This is a genomic window from Streptomyces sp. NPDC052101, assembly GCF_040680235.1.
In the GTDB taxonomy this organism is placed as follows: domain Bacteria; phylum Actinomycetota; class Actinomycetes; order Streptomycetales; family Streptomycetaceae; genus Streptomyces.
Genome location: NZ_JBFAWH010000001.1, coordinates 161,120 through 184,677, shown reverse-complemented (window position 1 = coordinate 184,677; position 23,558 = coordinate 161,120). Strand labels below are relative to the sequence as shown.

Below are 23,558 nucleotides of genomic sequence, written 5' to 3'. Positions count from 1 at the left end.
ATGCCACCCACCCTCACCCCGAGTCCGCCGCCCCCGACCGCTGCGCTGCTCAAACCCGGCACGGCCTACGCCGACGCCTGGCAGCGCTGTCTTGCCACCGCGCCGGAGGCCTTCCGGGACGAGCGTGTCCTCAATCTCTGGGGCGCCGTCTGGCATGCCGACGGGCGCACACTCCCCGCGACCACTCCGGTGGACGGCAGCCCGATCGCCGGTGCCCCACGCCTCGACGGCGTCACCGCCCAGCAGGCCGTACGCGCCGCGCTCGACCAGCACCGCGCCTGGCGGCACAGCCCGCTGCCCGAGCGGCGGGCGCGGATCGCCGCCGCCCTGGACGCGCTCACCGCGCACCGGGATCTGCTCGCCCTGCTGCTCGTCTGGGAGATCGGCAAGCCCTGGCGGCTCGCCGCGGCGGACGTGGACCGGGCGATCGACGGCGTGCGCTGGTACGTCGAGGGCATCGAGCCCATGCTCGCCGGCCGGACCCCGCTGGACGGGCCCGTCTCCAACATCGCCAGCTGGAACTATCCGATGAGCGTGCTGGTGCACGCCGCCCTGGTACAGGCCCTGGCGGGCAACGCCGTGATCGCCAAGACCCCGACCGACGGTGGTGTGGCGTGCCTCACCCTCGCCATGGCACTGGCCGCCCGCGAGGGGGTGCCCGTCACCCTGGTCGGCGGCAGCGGCCGCGAGCTGAACCAGGCGCTGGTGCGGGCGCCGGAGATCGGCTGTGTGTCCTTCGTCGGCGGCCGCGACACCGGTGCCGACGTCGCCACCGCCGTGGCCGGCCTCGGCAAACGGCACATCCTGGAACAGGAGGGGCTCAACACCTGGGGCGTCTGGGACTTCTCCGGCTGGGAACAGCTCACCGCCGTGATCCCCAAGCTCTTCGACTACGGAAAACAGCGCTGCACCGCTTACCCGCTCTTCGTCGTCCAGCGCTCCCTGTTCGACGCGTTTCTCACGGCGTACCTGCCCGCGGTCCGCTCGGTCCGCGTCGGCCACCCCCTCGCGGTGGCGGACCCCGCAGACCCGCTTCCCGAGCTGGACTTCGGGCCCCTGATCAACGCGGCGAAGGCCGAGGAACTCACCGACCAGGTGGCGGAGGCCGTCGACCGGGGCGCCGTACCGCTGTACCGCGGCCGCGCCGACGACGCGCGGTTCCTGCCGGGCCAGGACGCCTCCGCATACGTCCACCCCGTCACCCTTCTCAATCCGCCGCCGTCGTCCCCGCTGCACCACGCCGAACCCTTCGGCCCCGTCGACACGATCGTCCTGGTCGACACCGAGGCCGAGCTGCTGGCCGCCATGAACGCGTCCAACGGCGCGCTGGTCGCCGCGCTCGCCACGGACGACCGGGCCACCTACGACCGGCTCGCCCCGCAGATCCGCGCCTTCAAGACCGGGCACGGCGTCCCACGCTCCCGCGGCGACCGCGCCGAACTGTTCGGCGGCTTTGGCCACGCCTGGCAGGGCGCCTTCGTCGGCGGTCACCTTCTGGTGCGCGCCGTGACCCAGGGGCCGACGGGGAGCGACTCCCCGGTAACTTCCCGGAGTACCAGCTCATGCCCTGATTCTCACGGTGTGTACACAGAATCTCGCATACTGCATACCTTCCCCTCATCCTGGCGGCCCGGCTCCTCCGGGCCGCCGCCCACGGCGGATACGCAGGTGAAACGCACTCCGAAACCTTGGTATTGTTGTCCATGTCGCCGCGGGGAACACCCCGGGCAAGGCGGCAGACACCTAGTCCGGGTGGCGGAATGGCAGACGCGCTAGCTTGAGGTGCTAGTGCCCTTTATCGGGCGTGGGGGTTCAAGTCCCCCCTCGGACACCAGCTGAGACCCCTGTTCATCAGGGGTTTTCTGCTTTTCTGGGCAGTGGCGTGACCAACCACGTGACCAACGGCCCAGAGAGTTACCTGGTCAGACCAGGGATGACAGGCCGAGTCGGCCCGCACCGGAGGCGGCGAGCTTCCGCGCTCCGTCCTTACGTGAGTGCCCGTACCGGGCCATCGTGTAGCCCGGCGAGTGGTGCCGGACGTTTGCCGAGACCTCTACGGGGTTCTCCCCGGCCTCCAGGTCGTTCGTGACCTTGCTATGCCTCCAGTCATGGATTCGGAAGTCCCCCGGCAGGTGCAGGCGCGTCCGGAGCGTGCGCCACCGGGCAGAGACCTTCTCGGGGTCCTGGGGCCCACCTGCCTCCCCTCGGTAGAGCTTGAAGCCGTCCCGGGCGAACACCAGGTCATGATCAACCCACGCGGGCCCGAGCCGCGTCCGCTCGGCGTCCTGGCGTTGCTTCTGCCACTTGAGAACGTTCATCACGGACTGATCCACGTAGATCCGAGCGTTGGCGTCACCGTCCTTGGTCAGCTTCCGAAGCCGATAGGCATTGCCCTCCTCGACTACCACCCAGCCCAGTTCGATCGACCCCTCGTCCCAGTGGACGAGTGACCACTTCATGCCCAGGGCCTCACTGCGCCGAACCCCGGTCGCGGCATAGACGGTCCACAGTGGGGCGTCCCGGAGGCAGTGGTGAGTCAGGCCGCCGTCGCAGGCTCGGTTCTCGCACGGCTCCCACACCGACCCCAGGAAGCGGGAAGTCTGCCCGTCGTCCACGGTGGGGAAGTCGCGTTCCTGCTTGCGGATCTCTCGGGCGGTTGGAGGGTGCGCGGTGGCCGCCGGGTTGGCGGGTATCAGCTTGGGCACAGCAGCGCCGAGGGCACCCGACAGGATGTTGTGCACGTGCCGGACAGTCTTGGCCCCGAGGGGCTTGCCCTTGTTCGTCGGACACGGGACGGATTCCAGCAGCCGATACAGGTCGTCAAGCGTGTCGTCCGTGACCTCGCATAGCTTCACGCCGCCGATGTGCGGCTTGATGTGCAGACGGATCTTCGTCTCGTACCCGGCCACGGTTGTTCCCTCCTTCCTGTGATTACTCAGCCACTTGTCGAGCCAGTCACCCAGCTTCATGTCCGAGCGGGCCGCGACCTTCCCGGCCTCGTGGTCGTTGTGCCACTGCCGTAGCGCCTTCTCCGCCTCGGTCTTGGTCTTGTACTCCCGGCCTATCCAGTAGCGCTCCTGCTTCCCGCTCGCCTTGTTGAAGTGCAGGGGCGTGCGCACACCCCAGGTGTTCGGCCGGCCCTTGCGCGGGATCTCCACCGGAGTTCCCCCGAGCCCGTTACCGCGCTTTGCCACGTGGGTTAGTCGCCTTCCTTGCCGGTGTCGATAAGGCCGCGCTTGCGGAGCTGCGCGAGCCGAGTGGATACGGAGGACTGCGCCATGCCTGTGTGGTCCATCAGCACCTTGACCGGGGAGGTCTTGCTGATGCGCTGCACGAGCGTCCAGGCAGCTGCCCACAGGGCGTAGTCGTCGTCCGTGCGGCAGCGTTGCGGCAGGTCGCTGAGCGGCACGCCGAGTACCTCCTCGCTGACCTTCTGGAGCCGGATGCGGCCCATGATCGTGCGCGCCTGCGCCTTGATCTCCCGGAGAGGGAAGGAACGCAGGGCGTCCACGGGCACGCCACCGTCCGGCGCGTCACTGGGTGGCCCGCCCAAGGTCACCATGACTTCCGAGGGCCCCTCGTAGTGCGCCCATAGCGGGCAGGTGGCCCGCAGGAGCCACGGCCCACGCCGCTCCTCCCAGACGAGTGTCTGGGGGACGCCTTCGTCGTCGTGGTCGAGCCGCCATCCGGGCGGCAGGTCTGTGTTGTCCATACCGGCAACGTATCACGATGTGAATTGACAGATCGCATCGACATGCGAGTAACCTCGGGCCCTGCCAGACAGGGCCGGAGGAGGAAGATGCGCACGAAGTTGATGACCGTGGACGAGGTGGCCGACTACCTGAACGTCCCTGAGTCCTGGGTGTACGGGAACTGGAAGCGCAAGGAGATCCCGTTCCGGAAGGTGGGGCAGTCCCTTCGATGCCGCCCCAATGATCTTGAGAAGTGGCTCGACAAGCAGAACTGAACAGCAAGACCAACTACGCCCCCGAGGCAGCCGGGGGCTTTCTTATTTTCTGAGAGGACTGTGTGAGCACACCCCGCGAGGACTACGTGAACGAGATCATCCCGCCGTCCGACGACAGGAAACGGGATCGGCTGGAGCGGAAGGCGGACGCCCTCCTAGAGGCGGCTGGCGACCACGTGGCGGATGGCTGGCCAGGCTCGTGGCCGCGACAGGAGGAGACGGAGTTCGACCGAATAGCGGCGGCGCACGCCGGAATGGTCCCGTTGGCGGCAGTGTCGCTCATAGCATCACTGCCCTCCTTTGCCCCAGAGGAAGGCGGCCACGCGATACGAGATTTGATGCAGGAGCGTCCGGGAGTTGGAGAGCCTGACCCCCTTTCAGAGATCCTTGAGGCCACTGCGGACGCGACCCCCTACGGATCAGGCTTCGCTTTGGAGCGTCGCAACTTCCCTCCAGACGAGTGCCGGTGGGACGGCTGTGATGAATCGCTGTACGCCGCAGGGAAGACGCGTAAGCCTGGCAGGCCAGGTAAGTACTGCGCGCTTCACAAAAAAGCCGCCAAGGCCCGTACGCGGCGCCGGAGGTACGCAGGCGTGCGCGTTGGCAAGAACAGGAATCTGCTTTACGGATTCAACGGGCTGAAGGATCAGGACCTGTCGGGCTACCGGCAGATATGGGGCACGGTCAACACGGCTCGGCTGTGATCGGACGGGGCCACCTACGGGTGGCCCCTGCGTCTGTGTCGCATTAATTCAGAACTAGTGGAGGAGCGATCCTCCGGGGCCATGCACACTCGGCGGTGTGCCTCTGGCACGGCCTACGGGCCGGGCAGTTCCTAAGTCGTCATGAGGCTCTGCGGACACCTCCCTGTGAGAGGGGGCAGCGTAGAGAAAGACTCCTCCCCTTGCTCCCTACTGAACTCGTCCACAGTGGGGGGTAAGGGGGGGCAGTGTTTCTCTTACGTTGTCCTCTTGTGAGGGTGATAGGCCGCATGAGAGCGGCCCTTTTCAGTCCCCCTTCTAGCTTGATTAGATCTTAAGGAGGTGTCGCCTGTGAGCGACCCCCAGGCAGATTCCCATTCTCAGACCGCCGTGCCGGCCGACCCTTCCCATGCGGTCCGTGTCGAGGTTCAGCGGGAGTACGCCGCCAAGCTCGCCAAGGCAGAGTTCAAGGCTCAGGCGGCCCAGGCTGGTGCCACCCTCGGCGAGGGGTTCACTGAGTATCTGGATACGTCCAAGCTCCTCGGGGAGGACGGCACCCCTTCCGCCGAGGCAATCACCAGGGCACTGGCCCCAATGATCCCTGAGCGGCCAGCGGGGTTTCCCCAACTCGCTGGTGCTGGATTTCACCGCAGCGGCGACCGCGTGCAGCAGCACCCGCGCATTTCCCTTGATGTCCGTAAGCGTTAACTAGGAGTACCCATATGACCTTTGCCTACCAGAACCCTGCTACTCACACCTTCGTTCCGGAAATTTGGAACGCCGATCTACTGACCCAGTTCGATCCGCTTTTGGTCTGGGCTTCGCCGATCGTCTCCAACAATAAGTATGAGGGAGACATCACCAAGCAGGGAGATGTTGTCCACATCAACTCGCTTCTGCGGCCCTCGGTCGGGGACTACAAGCTGCCGGACGGTATGACCTCTCAGCGGCCGGAGACTGTCGATCAGAAGCTCCCGATCACCGAGGCCAAGTACCTCCAGGTCCTCATCGAGGACGCCGAGCGCATCCAGGTCGCGAGTGGCAACCTCAACTCACCGATCAATCAGCAGATGATTCGGTCCCTCGCCCGTGAGGCTGACACCTTCATGGGCAACGTGATCGCGAACAGCGCCACGGCCCTCCCGAACGTCAAGGCGTCGGCCGCCACGGCCCCGCAGGCGCTCTACAGCGCCATCCTGGACATGATGCTGGCCCTGGACGACAACGACATCCCGGCAGGCGGCCGGTACGTGGTCGTCTCGCCCTGGGTGAAGCGGTACCTCATCGAGCATCCCGCCGTGGCCAACGCCGCCGCGTACGGCGAGGGCGGGGTAACCGCGAACGGTGTTGTGGCGCGTCTTGCTGGCTTCACCATTCTGACGACCACGGCCATGCCCAAGGGCGTGGACATCGTGGCCGGACACTCGGAGTTCAGCACCTACGCAAGCCAGTTCAGCGGCTTCCGTGAGGGTCAGTCGGAGAAGTACCGGGCTAATTACATAGATACGATCCACCTCTACGGCGGGAAGATTGTTAGGTACCCCGGCCTGGACACGAAGAAGGCCGACAATACCTTTGACGAGTCGAAGCCGACTAAGGGCATCGTCCGCGCGGCCGTGGAATGGGTCGCGGCGGCTTGATTCATGGATTAGTTCGGGCCCCCGCCGATGCGCGGGGGCCCTTCGCCGTTCACTCTTCCGCGGCCGTGAGTCCGCGCTGGCATCCTCGGAAGTGGCGGTCGGCGGTTGCTGCCCGTTTCCTGCGGAACCGGGATTAGGGCGGCGTAGCCTGCTCGGTGTGGAGATTATTTCTTCGTTGCTCCCTGGCTCTTCTTGCCCTTCACTGAAGGCTCTTCTTCACCACCCCAATTGGAGTGGCTGTAGAAGTCCTGTGGTGCGCGCAACACCTCGTCCAATTCAGCCTCTACCACGCGGAAGTCACACGGCGCGTGCTGCTTCTTCGGCTTTCGTTTATCGGCGCGTACGAGGACCAGACCACCGACTACCAGGGGCTTCTTGAAGGTCGTCGGGATGCGTACCTCCAACTCCTTTGGGAGGCTATCCCTCTTCCTGGTTCCATTCCGAACATATGTAGCCTTGAAGGTCCGCGCGTCCACTTTTGTGACCTGCGCGAGATAGTGCGGACCACGGCAATCAAAGCGGCGGCCCTTACGGGAACCCTGGGACGATTCCCCACTGGGAGCGTCCAGGGGGGATTCGTAGCCCATCCACGCCACGGTTGTCAGGGACCGGGGAAACCTCTGCTTTGCCACTGACTTCACATCCTCTGCTGTCCACCAGCCAAGCGGCTCACGGCCAAGCATGGAGAGATCACGACACAGAAGCACGCCACGCCACAGAGATTGCACCCAATCAGGTGATGGGGAATCGATCCTGCGCACCGGCCCCGCTGGGGGCCACTTGCATCCCCATGTCAGGGATATATAGAACCCCCTCGCAGAAAATGTAGGCGTGATCCGCCCCAGATTGGCGCGCTCGACCTGCGAAGAGTGGGCCACATCACGCTAATGATTCATTCATCCACCGCGACAGGGATGCGCGGACCCCATAAGTGCCGACAAAGCCGCTCGGCAGCGCTCTGCCGGCCTCAATTAGAGGCGACGGCACAGTTAGGTGAGTGCGGGTTCCCAAGTCGCCAGGGGGACGCCTGAAAGTTTCATACCCGTACACGGCTTGAGGAAGGCGCCCCCGGTGGGTCCTATTCGAACCATCTAAGGTGTTACCCCCGTCTATGCATTTCTGAGAGTAATTATTCAGTTATCTGTACGTTACTGTTTCGTGATTCGGGACGGCCAGGGTTGATCTTGCACCGCAGCAACATGAGCGGATGGCCGTCAGAGCAACGCTCCGGCCGCGCAACGACTTAACTCTGACCGACTCGAATCAAAGGATTGCCGCGCTATGCGTAAGACAGTGCTCATGCCCGTGGAAAAGGTTCTGTGCGATGCCCACATAGCGCGTGACGGTTCCGAGGAAGACGCGACGGACACACTGACGCTGGGGCGCCATTCCTGGGACCTGTGCCTGGAACACAACGTCGTCTTTGGCCGATACCTCGTGGACGCGTTGGGGGTGCCGTCGGAGGGAGTGGTGGCGGGACCCGATCCTGTACCGGTTGATGAGCCTGCGCCTGTTGTGGTCGAGCCCGAGCCTGCGGCCGTGGTGGCGACGGATGCCGAGGCGGAGCACGAAGACGACGACGTGAGCGAAGAAGCGAGCGAGCCTGAGCCTGTGCGGTCCGTGATGCTCGCTGGTGAAGTTCCGGGCTACGACTGGGAGTCGGCCCGTGCGGCGCTGCGGAACATGGGCTACGAGGTAGTGGGCCGCGCTGATGAGTCCACTGTCTTGCTGGTCTTGGGTGAGGGCGGTGAACGCAACGGGACGAAGCTGAGGGACGCCGCCGAGCGTGGCATTCCGTGCATGGACGTGCGGGAGCCGGGTCGTTTCAAGTCGGCTGTTCTGACTGGTGAGTTGGCCGGTGGTGATCCGCTTCCGGAGCCTGCCAAGGTTGGCCCCAGGATCATGTCCGAGCGTGAGCGCAACAAGGCCGTCCGCCGCTGGGCCGTGGCCCAGGGCTACACCGTGCCCGCGCGGGGGCGCCTCCCGATGCATGTGAAGCACGCGTACGTCCTGGCCCACAAGGATGTGTTGGAGGGAAAAGCGGTAGCGGCCTGAATGCCGCGCCCCTGGTGACGGCTGCCATGTGCGGCCGTCACCCCGGGCCCCGTGACCTGAACGTGTGGAAAGCCGCCAAGGGGTACGGGGCCGAGTCGAAGCCGTCCAAGGGGGGCTGCACCCCCGGTTCCTGGGTCACCTGGACCACGCCAAGGGGTCAGGATCGGACGGGGGTCGTAAGCAGCGATCCGCTGTCCGTGGCCGCCGCAAGGCGCCACGTGCCCATGGACAAGGTGGCCCGCTGCACCGCCGTGATCATCCCGGCGGACGGGGGCGACGTGCTCCCCCTGTTGCGGAAGACAGCCAAGGAACCCAACTTCCAGACAAAGGACGGGGGTCGTTGGCGGTCCGTCGGCACCCATGATCGAAGCAACTCCCAGGAAGCGACAGCAGCATGAACACCCCCGATTTCCGCACCATGACTACGGGCCGACTCCGGTCGGTCGTGGCTTTGCTGGCTCCCCATGTGGAGTGGTCCCCTGTCGGGTTGCTCGGCGGTCTGCTGTGCGTGTTCTCCGCGATGCTGCCGCAGACCCGTGTCCAGCGCGGTTCTGGGTCCATGCCGCTCATGCTTCACGTGTTGCTGTGCGGCGGCACAGGTGAGGGCAAAGGCCAGTCCTGGGGCGTCGCTGCGGCGGTGGCCAGGGACGCGAACAGTACGTTCATGGCGGGCCATGTCATCAACGGCGTGGTCGGCGGAGCCGGACTCATCCAAGCTGTGGCCGACCGCGATGGACAAGCGCTCATCGTCGATACCGAGTACGCCCGTGTGCTGCGGGCGGGACGCCGCCAAGCAAACCTGTCTCAGGTGCTCCGCGACCTGTGGGACGGGGCAACGGTCGCCACGTCCAGGGCCAAGGAACCAGTACAGGTCGATGACCCTCGCGTGTCGATCATGGGCCACATCACCCCAGAAGAATTCCGGGCCAGCATGAGCGCCACCGAACGCGACGGCGGAAGCTACAACCGCCTGCTGATCCTGCCCGTCACTCAGGTCCGTTGGCTAAGCGAACGTGACCAGATGCCCGGCCACCTGATCCCCGAGGCCGGGGAGGCCATGGCCCGCGCCGTCCGCCACGGCCAGCGCGCCGAACTGGTCACCCTCACCGAGGACGCTTACGACACCGCCGACATCATCCGGCGCGACCTGCTGAACAAGGCCAGGGAATCGGCAGGGCTGAAGGCGTTCGCCGCACGCTGCAACGAACAGGTACGCCGCATCGCGGCCCTGTACGCCCTGTTCGACCTCCGCTCCCAGGTCACCCCGGAGGATCTGGAGGCTGCCGCAGCTCTGGTCAGGTATGCCATGGAATCGGTCGAAGAGATCACCGGTGGCACGGACACCGCCAAGGGAAAGCGTCAACCGCGCAGCCTCGCGGAGAAGGTCCGAGCCCGGATCGAACTGCACGGCGGACGGGCCACGTCCTCCCAGGTCCTCCCGTACGTCGGGGCGAGTGCCGAAGAGGTTAAGGCACTGCCCGAAATCGTCGTCACCGTAGAACGGTCGGGAAAGACCGGCCGACCGGCGACCGTTTTCACGCTCCGCAGTGACAGTTCCCCACACCCCCAGGAACCGTCCTCGCATTCTCAGACGCCCACGCCGGCCGATCCGGATCGCGACGTGAACCGCGCCACGGTCGTCCAGCTCGACGCCTACCGCCCGACACCCAAGCAAGCCCCAGAGCAGGTACCCGAACCCGTGAAGCGGTCGAACCCGCTCGCCAGTTCCAACCCGTTCATGGCGTTGCTCTGACCAACGAAAAAAACGCCCCGGCCCAAAATTGGGCCGGGGCGTTCTTACTTTGCTTCGACACAGGCGCCGGGGCGGTCGGGCCCGCCCTACCTCTCGGCGCGCACAAGCAGCGTCCCTACTCGTCCGCCCGCCGGGGGCTCGATGATCTCCGCTTTCGCGCATGTAAAACCGGCCGATGCCAGCAACTCCGCCCACTCCTCGGCCGAGTAGTCCCATCGAGTAACCGCCCGAGCCTCCCGCAACGAAGCCCTCGGCCGTCCCGGGGCCATGGCTGGCTTGTGGGAGAAGACGAACATGCCGCCCGCAGTCAAGCTGTCCCTTACGAGCGGCAGCAGGATGCTGGGGTTGGTGAACCACACAGGACCGAAGATCGACAGGACCACATCGAAACTGGCGGGGCTACCGGCCAGGAATTCCATTGCTTCTGCCGTTCGGAAGGAGAGGCCGGGGATGTCTCCCCAGCGTGCTTCCGCCTTGACTCGTTGGCTGGGAGCAATGTCGATGCCGACACATTCGGCTCCTAGCGTCGCAAGATGGGCGAGGTTGCAGCCGGTACCGCACCCCAGCTCCAGCACTCGGCGACCACGTACCGCCCCGAGTAGCGACTCGTCCGGGCCGTGGTCGGGATACTGGGTCCAGTTCAGCCACGTAGAGGCACCGGCAGCGTTTATGGGCCTTCTAGGTGTCCGTCCGGCCGCGTACCGCTCCCACGCTGCGGCGACTGCTTCCATGCCGTTCCTTTCACGTCATGCGCGATGGCTCCCCCCATTGTCGGGGGGAGCCACATGGTTTCGCTGCTACTTGCCGACGGGGCTGTCTGTGCACCCGGCATGGCACTGGGAGCAGTCCGCTGCCGTGGCGTTCCACAGTTCGTGGTCGACAGCGAATCCGGCTTCCCTGATGGCCTGAACGGTGCTCTTCAGCGGGGACGGCGAATTACCCGCCTCTGGCAGGTGGGGGACGTGGTGCACGTACTGTCCCGCAACCATGACGCAGAAGTCCGTGTAGTTGATCGAGTCGAGTACGAATGAATGCACGCCGAGGTCCACGCGCGGGGCAGGTGCCAAGTGTGCATCGGGGTGTTCGGCGCTAGTGACCAGGTAGGCCACGGTCTGGCCGAAGGTGCGTTCGGCAAGCTCACGGTCCATCTCGTGGTCACGCATGATGAGCCTTACTTCGCGCTCCCAGACTTCGGGACTCACACACGTTCGGGGGTCCCGTGTTTGAACTGCTGTTGCCATCGTGCGTCTCCTCCTGTTTGTCGGAGTGGTGCACTGCACTTGCTGACCCGGTCGGCCGTCTCCGCTTCACGGTGGCGTGCGACCAGCCGGGCGTTGTGCCCCGCTCCCCGCTGGGGAGCCTCACTGACCAGTGGGGAACGGGAACTCATGGATGCGCTGAGGTGAGCTTTCCGGCGGCCGCCATGACCAGGAGCGCCACGGCTGTTCCCCAGGTCAGCAGGGCCAGGATTCCGCCCCAGAACGACCCGTCGCGGCTGACCTTCCAGCCCCGTAATCGGCTCACCGACTGACACCGAGCGAGGCGAGGCCGCGCACATGACGGTTGTGCTTGACCAGAGCTCTTAGCTGGATCAACTCCCGGTCATTGGCGGCACGGACGGCCACGGTGCGGGTGTGCCAGCGAAGCCCTGAAGGACGCGTGAGGGTCAACTTCGTGCCGTGCTGCGCGTGGACCACGCCCACCAACTGGCTTCCCCGATCGAACACCGCCGCGCCCCGTTTCCAGTCCGCTACGGGGGCCGTCCTGGGCTTAGGTGAGTTCGTCATCCTCAATGCCTCCGGTCCGCTTCATCTCTTGCGGATACGGTGCAACCGGACGCGATCTCAGCCCAGGGACAGGGTGTGCGAGTGCTCAAATCAGGTAGGACGTAGCGTCCTAGTTACCTCTCGATCTCCAAGCGAACTGCTAGATCCCTGATGGGGGAACTACGGCGACGTTCGCGTTCCCGCAGCTCCGCTACGAGGTGCCGGGACGTGGAGTGGTAGCGCATCCACTCAGGGGCTGTCTGTTCAGCGGCGAGCAGGGCCCTTGTCGCTTCGGAGTCGCGGTTCATCTCCGCGTAGGCCAGGGCACGATCCAGATGGTGCCGGGCAAGCCAAGTGGGAGGCAGGCCAGCCACGTTGGTAATGCGCTTGGCGTGACGTAGGGCCTTGTCCGGTTTCCCCATGTCCACGTACGCGTTCACCGCCGCGACTCCGGCATTCGTTGGGCCGAAGGGTGTTGCGTAGTCGAGTCGGTCAACACCGATGCGCGCGGCCGCTGCCGTGGCCAGCGAGAGCAACTCTTCGGCACTGTCAGTGCGTTCCGCTCGAACTGCGGCACTGGCACCACGAAGCAAGAGAATCCCCCACAGAGACAGATCGATAGGGGCCGACCTGAAACCGGGCTCGATGCGCTCCGCCATCCGAACCGCGACCTCTTCGGCGTCCGCCACTCGCCCCTGCTTGGAGAAGATCCAAGAGAGGGAGGAGACACCGATGATCTCCAAGCGCGGGTCGTCGGACTGCTGTGCCGCAACCATGGACCGCTCCAGAGCCGTGTAGGCCGCATCCTCCTTGCCGAACGCAGTGAGGGTTGTAGCGGCTACCTGATACGCCTCAGCGAGCACTGCGTAGGCTGCTGCGCGGTCGGTACCCGTGTACTCATGGACAGCAGCGCGAGCGTCGGCCAGCAGTGTTGGCAGTAGGGCGATGATCTTTGTTAACTCGCCTTGGCGACGGATGCGTTCGGTGCTTCGAATGCTGTCGCGTAGCTGAGCAATCGTCGGAGGTGGTGCGCCCTCCGAGTCGCCGAGTCCGGGGAACCCTGAGAGAGGCGTAACCGCTTGACGCAGCGTAAGGAGGCTCGGCGGCTCCGCTCCGTTGCTCGGCTCCAGCACCCGGGGCGCTCCAAGAAGCACGGAGGTCTCCACGTCCAGAGCCCGTGCGAACTTGTTGAGCGTGGTCATGCGCGCGGTCATCCGCTGGTTCTGCTCCAGCTTCCGCACCGTGTCCACGCTTAGCAGCGCCTTCTCGGCAAGCTGCTCCTGAGTCAGACCACGCCGCATGCGCAGCTCGACCAGCCGTTCCCCAAGTGTTGTCGCCATGGCCCTGCCTGTCGGGAGAGTGAAGCGCCTGGAGCTACGGTACGCCCGCACCGCTGAGGCTGTCGGAGATCACCGGACGGCCGGGTTGGTCACGTGACCAACGCATGACCAACAGCGGTCCGAAACGGCCCGAAACAGCAGGAACGCATGACCAACAGGAGTCGTCAACTCTGCGGCGTGTCAGCCGTGTTCTTGCAGGTCAACTGGCTAAAGTGCTGGTGCCCGAGTGGAGAGTTCAAGTCCCCCCTCGGACACTTACCGTAGCGATACGGATACGAGGGCCTCGATCTTATGATCGGGGCCCTCGTTGCGTTGTCGTAGGTGACCCGCTCCCTGGTCGCCTTCGATCACTGATCACATCGGACTCATTCGTCCAGGGGGAGGGACGCACCCGGTGTGTGCTGCCGCGGGAGCGGGGGTCAGTGGTGTGCGGCAGACGTAGTGGTGTAGGGGGCCGCGGCGTGCTGGGCGGCGTAGAGGAGGGCAGGTTTGATCTTGGGCCAGAAGTAGCTGTCCTGGCAGGAGTACGCGGGCGTGAAGCCGTCGCAGCCCGCGCCGTCGCTGTCGCCGATCTCGATGGTGAAGCTGGCCAGGCCGAGCTTGTCGTAGGTCCAGTCGTCGGTTCCGCCGGAGGCGTTGTAGAGGATCTCGCCCGCCTGGCCGTACTGGTAGCCGGTCAGTGAGGCCATGTGGGCGGCCAGCGCACGCAGGGCGGCGTCGTTGCCGGTGTGCACGGAGGCGTCGTACTCCCAGGGGAAGAGCACCATGCTGGCGTCGCTGTGCATGGTGATCATCATGCCCTTGGCGGTCGACGGCGCCGGGTCGGTGTCGCCGGTGCCGGTGCGCACCGCGGGGAACAGCTCGCGGAAGAGGTTCTCCAAAGCGGTGTTCTCCACCTCGGAGTTGCCCGCGGGACCGCCGTAGGTCTGGTCGCAGGACGCGTGGGAGGTGCCGGAGGCGCCCCAGTGGGAGCCGGCGTTGCGGTTGAGGTCGACGCCGATCTGGCTGTAGGCGCTGACCCCGCACCGGGAGCCGTGCGAATCATCGGCGTTCTTGCGCTGCAGTACGGGGTTGTCGCCGCCCGCCGCGACCATGTCGACGCCGTCGGGGTTGGCGTCGGGCACCACCCACATCTCGGTGGTGTCCATCAGCTTGGTGATCGCCGAGTCCTTGCCGTAGCCGCTGGTCAGCGCGTCGATCCAGCGCCACGACATCTCACCGGTCGTCAGTTCTCGGGCGTGGATCTGACTCATCAGGAAGAACCGCGGCTTGGTCGAGTTCGGGCTGAGCGCGCAGTCGCCCGCCTTGATCCTGGTGACGCAGATCGCCTTGAGGTCGCGGCCGCCCTTCCCCTTCTGCTTGAGCCATGACTGGCCGTACGTCACCACCTTGGCCAGGTCGGGGTGTTGGGACGCGGCGTCGTTCATATGGGAGTACTGGGCGGTGACCGTGTGGTAGCCGCCGTCGTAGGTGTCGCCCACGGCGTGGGGCGCCGCGGCGGAGGAGGGGAGCGCCTCGGTCAGTGTGGTGGCGACGGCGGGGCTGAAGCCGAGCCGTCGCAGTCCGGTCGCGGTCGACGTGTCGCCGGAGACGAACAGGCTGTTGCCCTGCCGTTTCTCCAGCAGGTCGTATCCGGAGTCGATGAGGCGTTCGGCGTCCGTGCGCGGATGGCGCGTGGGTACACGGTAGATGACGACCGTACGGTACCCACCGTGGGCGCGGCCGGAGGTGGTGGCGCGGCCCGCCGCGGCGTCCATGTCGGTGCTGGCATGCGCCAGTTGCGGCAGCAGAGCGGCGGCGACTATGACGGTACCGGCGGTCAGGCCCGCCAGGCGTTTGTGTGCCATGGAGGTGACCTTTCGTGGGGGATGGTCCACCTCAATATGGCATGTCCATGATGTATGGGGGTATGGGTTGCGCGGTACGAGGGTGAGTTTCGTCCTGGCCGCCCTCCCGCCAACTCGCCCGCCGCTGTGGCTGCACACCGACAGCCGAGACGCTGACTCACCGGAAACGCCTACGCACGGAAACACCGACGCACCGGAAAAAAAATCACGTGCCCCGGCCGCCCCCCTCTCGTACCGTCGTGCCGTACCGAGCGCCGCGACGACCGTGGCGGCGCCAGTCGTCCGATGCAGAGGGGAGTCCGGCCGTGCGCGCACGCACCGCTGTTGTCGCTCCCCGTTCCCGGTACGAGGTGATCCTCGTGTCCTGGTGGTGCCGGTGCCCGCTGCGCGGCCGGCACCGGACGCCCGTGACGCCCAGCTGACCTCCGCTGCCGAACCGGCCCACGCCGACGGCCGGGAGTCGGCGCTCGGCGCGAACGCACGGGTAATCGCGCTGCCCTTTCCCCTGGTCGTCGGACCCGCTCGTCAAAGCCGGCCGACAGACCTGATCGTCAGAAAGGCCCTGGGCCGTGCGCACGAACAACACCACCCTCGCCGCCGTCCGCAACCTCGGCATCCTCGCCCACGTCGACGCGGGCAAGACCACCGTCACCGAGCGGATCCTGTATGCGACGGGCACCACCCACAAGCGGGGCGAGGTGCACGACGGCACCACCGTCACCGACTTCGACCCGCAGGAACGGGACCGCGGCATCACCATCTTCGCCGCCGCCGTCACCTGCTCCTGGGACGGCCGCCGCATCAACCTCATCGACACCCCCGGCCACGTCGACTTCGCCGACGAGGTCGAGCGCTCGCTGCGCGTCCTCGACGGAGCGGTCGCCGTGTTCGACGCCGTCGCCGGGGTCGAGCCGCAGAGCGAGTCGGTGTGGCGGCAGGCAGACCGGCACGGTGTACCGAGAATCGCCTTCGTCAACAAGATGGACCGTGCGGGGGCCGACCTCGACCGGGCCGTCGCGTCCATCCGGCAGCGGCTGCACCCCGTCCCGCTCGTGGTCCAGCTTCCCATCGGCGCGGAGGACGCGTTCACGGGTGTGGTGGACCTCGTACGGATGCGCGCGCTGGTCTGGGCCGAGGGCGCGGGTACGGCCGTGGAGGGGCCGGTGCCCGAGGAGCTGAGGGAGGAGGCCGTACGGCGGCGGCGCGCGCTGGAGGAAACGGTTTCGGAAATGCATCCGGCCGCCCTGGAGGAGTTCTGCGATCGCGAGACCCTCTCCTGCGACACCCTCGCCCGCACCCTGCGTGACCTCACCCGCACCGGGGACGGCGTCGTCGTCCTGTGCGGCTCCGCCTACCGCAACCGCGGCATCGAGCCGTTGCTGGACGCGGTCGTGGCCTACCTGCCCTCGCCGCTGGACGTCCCCGCCGTACGCGGTGTCCACGACGGCACCGAGCAGGAACGTGCCGCGGATCCCGAAGTGCCGTTCTTGGGGCTCGTGTTCAAGGTGAACGCGACCGCCACCGGGCGGCTGGCCTATGTCCGCGTCTACGCGGGCACCGTCGAGAAGGGAGACACCGTGCGGGACCCGGGCACCGGGCGCACCGAGCGTGTCGCGCGCATCCTGCGGGTCATGGCGGACCGGCACGTCCAGCTGGACCGGGCCGTCGCCGGTGACATCGTCGCGTTCGCCGGGGTGAAGTCGGCGCGGGCCGGCTCCACGCTGTGCGACCCCGGCGCCCCGCTCGTCCTGGAACCGCCGCAGGCCGCCGAGCCCGTGGTGTCCGTGGCCGTCGAGGCCCGGCGCGCCACGGACACCGGTCGGCTGGCGACGGCGCTGGCGCGGCTGGCCGAGGAGGACCCCTCGCTGGTGGTGCGCACCGACGCCGAGACCGGACAGACCGTGCTGTCCGGGATGGGTGAACTCCACCTGGAGGTCGCGGTGGAGAAGATCCGCCGTGACAGCGGACCGGAGGTCGTCGTGGGCCGGCCGCGGGTCGCCTACCGGGAGACGGTTGTCGAGGGGGTGACCGGTTTCGCGTTCCGGCACGTCAAACAGGACGGCGGGGCGGGCCAGTTCGCCCATGTCGTGCTCGATGTGGAACCGCTCGGCCGCGAAGTCGGCGCAAATGGTTTCGAGTTCCGCTCCGCCGTGGTCGGCGGCCGGGTGCCGCAGGAGTATGTGCGCGCGGTCGAGGCCGGGTGCCGGGACGCTCTCGCCGAGGGCCCGCTGGACGGCCACCCGGTGACCGGGCTGCGGGTCACGCTCACGGACGGCTCCACCCATGTGAAGGACTCCTCCGACACGGCGTTCCGTACCGCCGGCCGGCTCGGGCTCCGTGATGCCCTGCGCGTCTGTACGACGGCTCTGCTGGAGCCGGTTGCCGAGGTGACGGTCACCGTGCCGGAGGACGCCGTCGGTTCGGTCCTCGGCGACCTCGCCGCCCGGCGCGGCCGGGTCGGCGGCTCCGTGACCCGTGGCGGCGCGGCCGTGGTGACCGCGACCGTGCCACTGGCCGAACTGTTCGGCTACGCCACGCGGTTGCGCAGCCGCACCCAGGGCCGGGGCACCTTCACGACCCGGCCCGCCGGCTACGCCCCGGCGCCCCGACCGGCGCCGGTCCGATAGCGAGCGGCGGAGGCCCGCACCATGTGCCGACCGGGCGCGTGGTGCGGGCTCCACCACCGTGCGCCTCGGAGGGGCACGGTGGTGCGGGTACAGGAGAGAAAGGAGAGAGCGGGAAGCGGTGGGGAGGCGCTTGGTCCGAACGGGCGGCTCAGTCACGGCAGTTGACTCCGCTTGTCATGCCAACCGCCCCGCTGACACGAACGCGGCGAGGGGGAGCACGGCCGCGCCCACGGTCACCGCGTCCGGTCCCAGTCGGCCCAGCTCGACGCGGACCCGGCCCGCGGGGTGGCGCAGCGCCCGGGCCAGGGCGTGGGCGCGGACCTGGTCGAGCCCACTACCGGCTCATCGGCCCGTCGACATACAACCGTTGCAGAACGGCGCCCCGCCTCTCCCGCCGCAGGTCACGCACCGTACGGCCGCCCAGTGCTGCCACCCGGCCTCCCCGTTTTCCGGCGTTTCTGCGCGGTTTTCCGGCCTGTTCGGACGTCCGCTGCCGCCGGATCTCTTGACGAGCGTTTCCCTTGAGGTTTAACTCACGTCCTAAATTAAGCCATGAGGGGCTTCGAGGGCCGCACGGGTGTCGACCCCGTGAGCAGCCTCGGGGATCTCGCCTCCCGGAAAGGGGCACCAGGAGCCATGCGCAGCATCCGAGCCGCGGCCACAGGCGCCGTCACCCTGTCTCTCGTCCTCGCGGCCACGGCCTGCGGAGGCGGCTCGTCCAGTGGCGGCGGGTCCGACGACTCGCCGAAGACGCTGACGTACTGGGCCTCCAACCAGGGCGCCGGCGTCGCCGTCGACAAGCAGGTCCTCCAGCCCGAACTCGACAAGTTCCGGAAGCAGACCGGGATCAAGGTGAATCTGGAGGTCGTGCCCTGGTCGGATCTGCTCAACCGGATCCTCACCGCGACCACCTCGGGCCAGGGCCCGGACGTGCTGAATATCGGCAACACCTGGAGTGCCTCGCTGCAGGCGACCGGCGCGCTGCTGCCGTGGGACGCCGGGAACTTCGCGAAGATCGGCGGCAAGGACCGGTTCGCCGGCACCGCGCTCGGCTCGACCGGCGCGGCGGGCAAGGACCCGGCCGCGGTCCCGCTGTACTCGATGGCGTACGCGCTCTACTACAACAAGAAGATCTTCGCCGACGCCGGCATCTCCAAACCCCCTGCCACCTGGGGCGAGTTGACGGCCGACAGCAAGAAGATCCAGGCCAGGGGCAAGTCGGCGCTCGGCGCCGAGGGCTCGAACCTGGCGGAGAACATCCACCACGTCTTCGTCTTCGCCAAGCAGCACGGCGCCGACTTCTTCACCGCCGACGGCAAGCCCGACTTCACGGGCCCCAAGGCGGTCGAGGCGGTCAAGAGCTACGTGGACCTGATGGCCAAGGACAAGGTCATCCCGGCCGGTGACGCCGAGTACGCGCAGAACCAGTCCGTCAGCGACTTCGCCAAGGGCAGGCAGGCGATGCTGCTGTGGCAGTCGGCCGCCGCCAACCTCAAGTCCCAGGGCATGAACGAGGACGCCTACGGCATCGCGCCGGTACCGGTGATCTCGGGCACGCCCGGCGGCGGCACCCAGGTCGACTCGGCGGTCATGGGCATCAACATGGCCGTCTTCAAGAACACCCACAACCTCGACGGTGCCACGCGGTTCGTGAAGTTCATGACCTCCGACGAGGAGCAGAAGATCCTCAACAAGGCCTACAGCTCCATCCCGCCGGTCACGTCCGCCCAGCAGGACCCGGCGTTCAGCGCCCCCGACACCGCCGTGCTGAAGAGCACCCTCGCCACCAGCGCGGCCGCCCTGCCGCAGGTCGCGGCCGAGTCACAGTTCGAGACGGTGGTCGGTACGGCCGTCAAGGACCTGTTCGCCGACGCCGCCGCCGGGCGCGCGGTGACCACCGACTCGGTCATGGCCGAGCTGCAGAAGGCCCAGCAGCAGATGCCGGCGGCGTGAGGGCGAAGATGACGACCACCGCCTTCAAGGAGCCGGTGCGTGCACAGGCCCCCGGTGCGGCGGCGGCGCGCAGACCCCGCCGCCGCACCGGACGGTTCCGCCGCGCATCGCTGCCGTATCTGCTGCTTCTGCCCGCCCTGCTGCTCGAACTCCTCGTCCACCTGGTGCCGATGGCCATCGGCATCGTGATGAGTTTCAAGGAACTCACCCAGTTCTACATCCGTGACTGGGGCACCGCCCCCTGGTCCGGCCTCGCCAACTACAAGGTGTCGGTGGACTTCGACGCGCCCGTCGGGAAAGCGTTGCTGCACTCGTTTCTCGTCACCGTCGGCTTCACCCTCCTGTCGGTCGGCCTGTGCTGGCTGATCGGCACCGCCGCCGCGGTCTTCATGCAGGACGCCTTTCGCGGCCGAGGCCTGCTGCGCGCCCTGTTCCTGGTGCCGTACGCGCTGCCCGTCTACGCGGCCACCATCACCTGGGTGTTCATGTTCCAGCACGACAACGGCCTGGTGAACCACGTCCTGCATGACCAGCTGCACCTCACCGACAAGCCGTCGTTCTGGCTCATCGGCGACAACAGTTTCTACGCCCTGCTGACCGTGTCGGTGTGGAAGGGCTGGCCGTTCGCCTTCCTCATCGTGACGGCCGGCCTGCAGAACATCCCGCGCGAGCTGTACGAGGCGGCCGCGCTGGACGGCGCCGGGATGTGGCAGCAGGTCCGCCGGATCACCCTGCCCTCGCTGCGCCCGGTCAACCAGGTGCTGGTGCTGGTGCTGTTCCTGTGGACGTTCAACGACTTCAACACGCCGTACGTGCTGTTCGGCAAGTCCGCCCCGCAGGCCGCGGACCTCATCTCGGTCCACATCTACCAGGCCTCCTTCGTCACCTGGAACTTCGGCACCGGCTCCGCCATGTCCGTCCTGCTGCTGCTCTTCCTGCTCGTCGTGACGGGCCTGTACCTGATGTTCACCTCGCGCGGACGGAGGACCGCCGATGGCTAGCCCGCCCCTCGTCCCGGCCCCACGCAACTCGCCCATGGCGCCGCCGCGTTCGTTCCTGTGGTCCCGGCGGATCTTCCTGACCCTGCTCACCGGATTCGTACTGATCCCGGTGTACGTGATGGTCTCCAGCTCGCTGAAGCCGCTCGCGGACGTCACCGGCACGTTCCGCTGGCTGCCGAGCGGTCTGACCTTCCGGCCGTACATCGACATCTGGTCGACGGTCCCGCTCGCGACGTACTTCGTGAACTCGCTGATCGTGGCGGGCGCGGCGACGGTCTGCTCGGTCGTCATCGCGGTCTTCGCCGCCTACGCCGTGAGCCGTTACGACTTCCGCGGCAAGCGGGTGTTCACGGTGACCGTGCTGTCGACGCAGATGTTCCCGGGCATCCTCTTCCTGCTCCCGCTGTTCCTGATCTACGTCAACATCGGCAACGCCACCGGTGTCGCCCTGTTCGGCTCCCGCGGCGGCCTGATCCTCACCTACCTCACCTTCTCGCTGCCGTTCTCCATCTGGATGCTGATCGGATACTTCGACTCGGTCCCGCGTGATCTGGACGAGGCGGCGCTGGTGGACGGCTGCGGCCCGCTCGGCGCGCTGCTCAGGATCGTCGTACCGGCCGCGATCCCCGGCATCGTCGCGGTCGCCGTCTACGCCTTCATGACCGCGTGGGGAGAGGTGCTCTTCGCGTCCGTCATGACCAACGACACCACCCGCACCCTCGCCGTCGGCCTGCAGGGCTACTCCACCCTCTACGACGTCTACTGGAACCAGGTCATGGCCGCCTCGCTGGTCGTCAGCGTGCCCGTGGTGGCCGGTTTCCTGCTGCTGCAGCGCTATCTCGTCGCCGGTCTGACGGCAGGCGCCGTCAAGTGACCGACCTCCCGCATTCCGAAGGGACTTCCGTGTCCGAACGCATCGACCTCGCCGCCCTCCCGCACGACTTCCTGTGGGGCACGGCCACCGCGGCGTACCAGATCGAGGGAGCCGTCGCCGAGGACGGCCGTACGCCCTCGATCTGGGACACCTTCTCGCACACCCCGGGGAAGATCGCGAACGGCGACACCGGCGACGTCGCCTGCGACCACTACCACCGCTGGCGCGAGGACATCGGGCTGATGCGGCAACTCGGCGTCAACGCCTACCGGTTGTCCGTCGCCTGGCCGCGCGTGCTGCCCGGCGGCACCGGACCGGTCAACCCCGAGGGCCTCGCGTTCTACGACCGCCTGGTGGACGCCCTGCTGGAGGCGGGCATCGCCCCGTCCGTCACCCTCTACCACTGGGACCTGCCGCAGGTGCTCCAGGACCGCGGCGGCTGGCCGGAGCGGGACACCGCCTTCGCGCTCGCCGAGTACGCCTCGGCCGTCGCCGCCCGCCTCGGCGACCGCGTCAAGCTCTGGACCACGCTCAACGAGCCCAGCTGCTCGGCCTGGATCGGCCATCTGGAGGGCAAGATGGCCCCCGGCTGGACGGATCTCACCGCAGCCGTACGCGCTTCCTGCCATCTGCTGCTCGGCCACGGTCTCGCCACCCAGGCGATCCGTGCCGCCGCCCCCGGCGCCCAGGTCGGCATCGTCAACAACCTCTCCACCGTGCACGCCGCCACCGACCGCCCCGAGGACGTCGCGGCCGCCCACCGGCACGACGGCCACGTCAACCGCTGGTGGCTCGACCCGGTGCACGGCCGCGGCTTCCCCGCCGACATGATCGAGACTTATGGCGTCGAACTCCCCTTGTGTGCGGGGGATTTGGCGGCCATCGCGACACCCCTGGACTGGCTCGGCCTGAACTACTACTTCCCGGCCCATGTCGCCGACGCCCCGGACGGCCCGGCGCCGTACGTCCGTGCGGTGCGCCGCGAGGGCGTGCCGCGGACCGGCATGGACTGGGAGATCGACGCGAGCGGCATCGAGACCCTGCTGCTGCGGCTGAGTGAGGAGTACGGCGCCCGGAAGATCTACGTCACGGAAAACGGTTCCGCCTTCCCGGACGTGGTCCGCCCCGACGGCAGCATCGACGACCCCGAGCGCCAGGACTACCTGGAAGCCCATCTCGCCGCCTGCGCCTCGGCCGCCCGCAGGGGAGCCCCGCTGGCCGGCTACTTCGCCTGGTCCCTGCTGGACAACTTCGAGTGGGCGTACGGCTACGACAAGCGCTTCGGTCTGGTCCACGTCGACTACCGCACCCAGGCGCGCACGATCAAGGGCAGCGGACACCGGTACGCGGACATCGTCCGCGTCCACCGCGGCCAGGCGCGCCGGGCCGCCTGAGCCGGGCCCGGCGGGTCGTCCGGTGAGCACGGGAAGGCGGGCTGATCACGTTCCGGACTTAATACATATGATGTGCAAGTGCATGTGATTAGCGTTAGGACTGCGACCCCCACCGACCTGGACGGCGCCCGGGCCGTCATGCTCGACACCGTCTACCGGGAGTTCGGGACCGGTTACCTGCCTGGCTGGCACGGGGACATCGTGGATCCGGGCGGGGCGTATCTCCTGCCCGCCCGGCACACGCTGCTCGTCGCGGTCGACGAGGCCGGAGAGACCGTCGGGACCGGGGCGCTCGACGCGCGGGGGCCGGGGTCTCCGCCGAATCCGGGGTGGTTGGCACAGCGGTATCCCTCCGGGCCCACCGCTCAGCTGCGGCGCGTGTATGTGCGGCCCGAGTGCCGCAGGCGGGGGATCGCGCGGGAACTGGTCCGGCAGCTCGTGGAGTTCGCCGTCGCGGACGGGGGGTACCGGGCCCTGTATCTGCACACGGATCCGGCCGTGCCCGGCGCCGAGGCGTTCTGGCGGTCGCTCGGGAAGGTCGTGCACGACGAGCGCACGGACCCCGAACACCCGCACAGCCTCGTCCACTTCGAGCTTCCGATGGGGCGATAGGCGTGCGCACCTCCCCGGCTTCCCGCGT

The 23,558-nt window shown here is 67.4% G+C and carries 20 protein-coding genes, 1 tRNA gene and 2 pseudogenes; 14 read left to right on the top strand and 9 right to left on the bottom strand.

All coding sequences use genetic code 11. From position 1 onward, the window contains the following. Both AB0L75_RS00840 and AB0L75_RS00835 read left to right on the top strand, forming a co-directional pair. A pseudogene (locus AB0L75_RS00840) lies at window positions 1-1,571 on the top strand (aldehyde dehydrogenase family protein). Window positions 1,572-1,746: 175 nt separating this feature from the next. Next, a tRNA-Leu gene (locus AB0L75_RS00835) sits at window positions 1,747-1,834 on the top strand. 88 nt (window positions 1,835-1,922) lie between these two features. On the opposite strand, the gene AB0L75_RS00830 is transcribed toward AB0L75_RS00835, so the two are convergent. Both AB0L75_RS00830 and AB0L75_RS00825 read right to left on the bottom strand, forming a co-directional pair. After that, a complete protein-coding gene (locus tag AB0L75_RS00830) occupies window positions 1,923-3,194 on the bottom strand; it encodes a tyrosine-type recombinase/integrase (RefSeq protein WP_365173528.1) in 1,272 nt (423 codons plus the stop codon). A 5-nt stretch (window positions 3,195-3,199) separates the two neighbouring features. After that, entirely contained in the window at window positions 3,200-3,712 is a 513-nt protein-coding gene (locus AB0L75_RS00825; RefSeq protein ID WP_365173526.1) for a helix-turn-helix domain-containing protein, read from the bottom strand. A gap of 87 nt (window positions 3,713-3,799) precedes the next feature. Here AB0L75_RS00825 and AB0L75_RS00820 point away from each other — a divergent pair, with 87 nt between their 5' ends. The 4 genes from AB0L75_RS00820 to AB0L75_RS00805 all read left to right on the top strand — a co-directional run bounded on the left by AB0L75_RS00820 (window position 3,800) and on the right by AB0L75_RS00805 (window position 6,308). Then, complete coding sequence (locus AB0L75_RS00820; RefSeq protein WP_365173523.1) at window positions 3,800-3,967, top strand: helix-turn-helix domain-containing protein; 168 nt, start codon at window positions 3,800-3,802, stop codon at window positions 3,965-3,967. Window positions 3,968-4,053: 86 nt separating this feature from the next. Continuing rightward, the gene (locus AB0L75_RS00815; RefSeq protein WP_365173520.1) at window positions 4,054-4,671 is read left to right on the top strand and encodes a hypothetical protein; all 618 of its coding nucleotides are present in this window, start codon (window positions 4,054-4,056) and stop codon (window positions 4,669-4,671) included. A gap of 348 nt (window positions 4,672-5,019) precedes the next feature. Beyond that, window positions 5,020-5,376 carry a hypothetical protein gene (locus tag AB0L75_RS00810; RefSeq protein ID WP_365173518.1) on the top strand — a complete coding sequence of 119 codons (357 nt, stop codon included), beginning with the start codon at window positions 5,020-5,022 and terminating at the stop codon, window positions 5,374-5,376. Between the two features lie 14 nt (window positions 5,377-5,390). Next, window positions 5,391-6,308: a hypothetical protein gene (locus AB0L75_RS00805; RefSeq protein ID WP_365173516.1), complete on the top strand. Its 918-nt coding sequence runs from the start codon at window positions 5,391-5,393 to the stop codon at window positions 6,306-6,308. Window positions 6,309-6,472: 164 nt separating this feature from the next. Here AB0L75_RS00805 and AB0L75_RS00800 read toward each other — a convergent pair whose 3' ends face one another. Beyond that, complete coding sequence (locus AB0L75_RS00800; protein ID WP_365173513.1) at window positions 6,473-6,712, bottom strand: hypothetical protein; 240 nt, start codon at window positions 6,710-6,712, stop codon at window positions 6,473-6,475. Window positions 6,713-7,589: 877 nt separating this feature from the next. Between AB0L75_RS00800 and AB0L75_RS00795 the strand changes: the two genes are divergently transcribed. After that, window positions 7,590-8,363: a histone-like nucleoid-structuring protein Lsr2 gene (locus AB0L75_RS00795; protein WP_365173510.1), complete on the top strand. Its 774-nt coding sequence runs from the start codon at window positions 7,590-7,592 to the stop codon at window positions 8,361-8,363. 394 nt (window positions 8,364-8,757) lie between these two features. Beyond that, complete coding sequence (locus AB0L75_RS00790) at window positions 8,758-10,116, top strand: DUF3987 domain-containing protein (RefSeq protein WP_365173508.1); 1,359 nt, start codon at window positions 8,758-8,760, stop codon at window positions 10,114-10,116. An 86-nt stretch (window positions 10,117-10,202) separates the two neighbouring features. On the opposite strand, the gene AB0L75_RS00785 is transcribed toward AB0L75_RS00790, so the two are convergent. From AB0L75_RS00785 to AB0L75_RS00765, 5 genes are all read right to left on the bottom strand, one after another. Then, window positions 10,203-10,847, bottom strand: coding sequence for a class I SAM-dependent methyltransferase (locus tag AB0L75_RS00785; protein ID WP_365173505.1), 645 nt, complete (start codon window positions 10,845-10,847; stop codon window positions 10,203-10,205). 66 nt (window positions 10,848-10,913) lie between these two features. Continuing rightward, window positions 10,914-11,279 (bottom strand): hypothetical protein, encoded by a 366-nt coding sequence (locus AB0L75_RS00780; protein ID WP_365173503.1) that lies wholly within the window; start codon window positions 11,277-11,279, stop codon window positions 10,914-10,916. A gap of 223 nt (window positions 11,280-11,502) precedes the next feature. Then, a complete protein-coding gene (locus tag AB0L75_RS00775; protein WP_365173500.1) occupies window positions 11,503-11,640 on the bottom strand; it encodes a hypothetical protein in 138 nt (45 codons plus the stop codon). A gap of 376 nt (window positions 11,641-12,016) precedes the next feature. Continuing rightward, the gene (locus AB0L75_RS00770; protein ID WP_365173497.1) at window positions 12,017-13,222 is read right to left on the bottom strand and encodes a helix-turn-helix domain-containing protein; all 1,206 of its coding nucleotides are present in this window, start codon (window positions 13,220-13,222) and stop codon (window positions 12,017-12,019) included. A 419-nt stretch (window positions 13,223-13,641) separates the two neighbouring features. Continuing rightward, entirely contained in the window at window positions 13,642-15,069 is a 1,428-nt protein-coding gene (locus AB0L75_RS00765; RefSeq protein WP_365173494.1) for a M14 family zinc carboxypeptidase, read from the bottom strand. Window positions 15,070-15,638: 569 nt separating this feature from the next. On the opposite strand from AB0L75_RS00765, the gene fusA reads away from it, so the two are divergent. Continuing rightward, window positions 15,639-17,696, top strand: a complete 2,058-nt coding sequence (gene fusA, locus AB0L75_RS00760) for an elongation factor G (protein ID WP_365173491.1) — start codon at window positions 15,639-15,641, stop codon at window positions 17,694-17,696. Window positions 17,697-17,870: 174 nt separating this feature from the next. Here the strand turns inward: fusA and AB0L75_RS00755 are convergent. Next, window positions 17,871-18,017: pseudogene (locus tag AB0L75_RS00755) on the bottom strand (sugar kinase); the annotation flags it as partial. 315 nt (window positions 18,018-18,332) lie between these two features. On the opposite strand from AB0L75_RS00755, the gene AB0L75_RS00750 reads away from it, so the two are divergent. The 5 genes from AB0L75_RS00750 (at window position 18,333) to AB0L75_RS00730 (ending at window position 23,530) form a co-directional block, all read left to right on the top strand. After that, on the top strand, window positions 18,333-19,649 hold the full coding sequence (locus tag AB0L75_RS00750) for a sugar ABC transporter substrate-binding protein (protein WP_365173488.1): 1,317 nt from the start codon (window positions 18,333-18,335) through the stop codon (window positions 19,647-19,649). 8 nt (window positions 19,650-19,657) lie between these two features. After that, complete coding sequence (locus AB0L75_RS00745) at window positions 19,658-20,650, top strand: sugar ABC transporter permease (RefSeq protein WP_365173486.1); 993 nt, start codon at window positions 19,658-19,660, stop codon at window positions 20,648-20,650. Beyond that, window positions 20,643-21,524 carry a carbohydrate ABC transporter permease gene (locus tag AB0L75_RS00740; protein WP_365173483.1) on the top strand — a complete coding sequence of 294 codons (882 nt, stop codon included), beginning with the start codon at window positions 20,643-20,645 and terminating at the stop codon, window positions 21,522-21,524. Before AB0L75_RS00745 ends, AB0L75_RS00740 begins: the two co-directional genes overlap by 8 nt. A 29-nt stretch (window positions 21,525-21,553) precedes the next feature. After that, window positions 21,554-22,918 (top strand): GH1 family beta-glucosidase, encoded by a 1,365-nt coding sequence (locus AB0L75_RS00735; RefSeq protein ID WP_365173481.1) that lies wholly within the window; start codon window positions 21,554-21,556, stop codon window positions 22,916-22,918. A 78-nt stretch (window positions 22,919-22,996) separates the two neighbouring features. Further along, complete coding sequence (locus tag AB0L75_RS00730; protein ID WP_365173478.1) at window positions 22,997-23,530, top strand: GNAT family N-acetyltransferase; 534 nt, start codon at window positions 22,997-22,999, stop codon at window positions 23,528-23,530. Window positions 23,531-23,558: the final 28 nt, after the last annotated feature.